Source organism: Desulfonatronospira sp. MSAO_Bac3 (assembly GCF_003838035.1).
GTDB lineage: Bacteria > Desulfobacterota > Desulfovibrionia > Desulfovibrionales > Desulfonatronovibrionaceae > Desulfonatronospira > Desulfonatronospira thiodismutans.
Genome location: NZ_QYZY01000201.1, coordinates 1 through 2,045 on the forward strand (window position 1 = coordinate 1; position 2,045 = coordinate 2,045).

Annotated in this window: 2 protein-coding genes; one reads left to right on the forward strand and one right to left on the reverse strand. The window is 51.3% G+C overall.

Annotated features, from left to right (window positions below):
• Nucleotides 1–1,313, forward strand: a 1,313-nt coding sequence (locus D5S03_RS06885; protein ID WP_287043148.1) for a protein adenylyltransferase SelO, incomplete at its 5' end; no start/stop codon positions are given.
• Between the two features lie 104 nt (nt 1,314–1,417).
• On the opposite strand, the gene D5S03_RS06890 is transcribed toward D5S03_RS06885, so the two are convergent.
• Nucleotides 1,418–1,702, reverse strand: a complete 285-nt coding sequence (locus D5S03_RS06890; protein WP_208596363.1) for a hypothetical protein — start codon at nt 1,700–1,702, stop codon at nt 1,418–1,420.
• Nucleotides 1,703–2,045 lie beyond the last annotated feature (343 nt).

Here is a 2,045-nt window from a genome sequence, read left to right on the forward strand (position 1 = left end):
AAAAAGATATTGCTGATTATTTTTCCGGCAACAGGCAGCTGCCGGGTTCTGATCCCATTGCCCTGGCTTATGCCGGACATCAGTTCGGAAGTTTTGTGCCCAGCCTGGGAGACGGCAGGGCGCTTCTGCTGGGGGAAGTGGTAAATTCCAGGGGACAGCGTTTTGATCTGCAGCTTAAAGGCTCAGGCCGAACCCCTTTTTCCCGGGGCGGGGACGGCAAAGCCCCCCTGGGTCCGGTTTTGCGGGAATACCTGGTAAGTGAGGCCATGCATCACCTGGGGCTGCCCACATCCAGGTCCCTGGCGGCTGTTCTGACCGGCGAGCAGGTCTACCGGGACAAAGCCTTGCCCGGAGCGGTCCTGACCCGGGTTGCTTCAAGCCATATCCGCATCGGCACCTTTGAGTATTTTGCTTCCAGGCAGGACCATGAAAGCCTGAAAACCCTTCTGGATTATACCATTCAAAGGCACTATCCCGAAATCAAAGGTGAACCAGACGCCCCTGTACTTTTTCTTGCAAAAGTAGGGCGGCTGCAGGCTGAGCTGGTCAGCGGCTGGATGGCCCTGGGCTTTATCCATGGAGTTATGAATACGGATAACATGTCCGTGGCCGGAGAAACCATAGACTACGGACCGTGCGCCTTTATGGATGAGTTCAGCCATGACCGGGTGTACAGTTTTATCGACCAGGGCGGGCGTTATGCATATTCCAACCAGATGCCCATAGTACTCTGGAATCTTTCCCGGCTGGGGGAATGCCTTTTGCCGCTTATGCCTCAGGATAGTAATGAAGCTGTGCGCATTCTGGAAAATGAGCTGATGAGCACTCAGGCATTTCTGGAGCGCAGGGCCCATGAAAAAATGTGCTGCAAGCTGGGTATATTTGATCATCCCGGGGAGCAGGACAAAGAACTGGTCAAAGACTGGCTGCACTACCTGGAGAGGGAAAAGCTGGACTATACGCAGAGCTTCAGAAATCTTGCAGAGCTTGTAAACTCGGGCAGTTATCCAGGGTGGTTCAGTCCCGGTAATGAATTAAAGGATTTCTGTGACAGGTGGCGCAGAAGGATTATGCAGCAGGGACTGGACCCGGAAGAGATAAAAAAAATGATGAATGAGCACAATCCGGTGTTCATTCCTCGCAATCACAAGATTGAGGAGATAATTGAGGCCGCCAATCAGGGCGATTTCAGCCTTTTTCATGAAATGAATGAGCTTCTGAAGAATCCTTACCTGGAGCAGGAGGGTTTCAAAAGCTATACCTTGCCTCCCCGGCCTGAAGAAGTGGTGGCCAACACTTTTTGTGGAACCTGAATCTGTGGTAAGCAATCAGGGGGTGCCGGAATCACGCCTCTGGCGTGACTGGGGACAGTCCCCGCGTAACCCTGGTGCGGAACAAGCTGCAGAGAATGCTGTAGTCAAATGGAATATGGGTTTAAGAACTGTCTTGACCACAACAGGTTTTTATCTGCTTGAGGCAATTCAGCTTCTTCGCAGACCGGATTCCAATATTGATGGATGGTTTCTATCTGGTGATCCATGATGGTCTGAGCTTCTGTTTTTGAAAGAAGAAACTGTTGTGCAGCATCTCTGCAAACATCTAACCGGCTGAAACGATTGTGTCCTGAAATCAACATGGCCTGGGTTGCCTCCTGTCCGGTGCGGAGTTGGGGGCAGATATCATATAGCAAACTGCCGGGCATGGAAAGCCCCGGGGGCAAAGGCAGCACCCCGGGCTGCAGAGGCAATTCCGGCAGATAAATGGGAATGGCATCTGTTCTCTCCAGATAACTTCGGCCATAATTGAACTGGAGGCCCTGGGCTGTGGACGCCAGACGTCCAGCTACTACAGGATGAGTTTGATTCGGAAGCCAGATCCAGACATAAACCTCATTCTGTGTATCGTTTTTTGAGCTTTTAGTGACTTACTCCTGAAACCTGTCATAAAAAACAAGAAACTTAGGCAGGATTAACAGGATGGTTAGGATAATCAGCCACCGGCCTGATGCCGCTGACTGAATTTACCATCCAGCACTCACTTTCTTC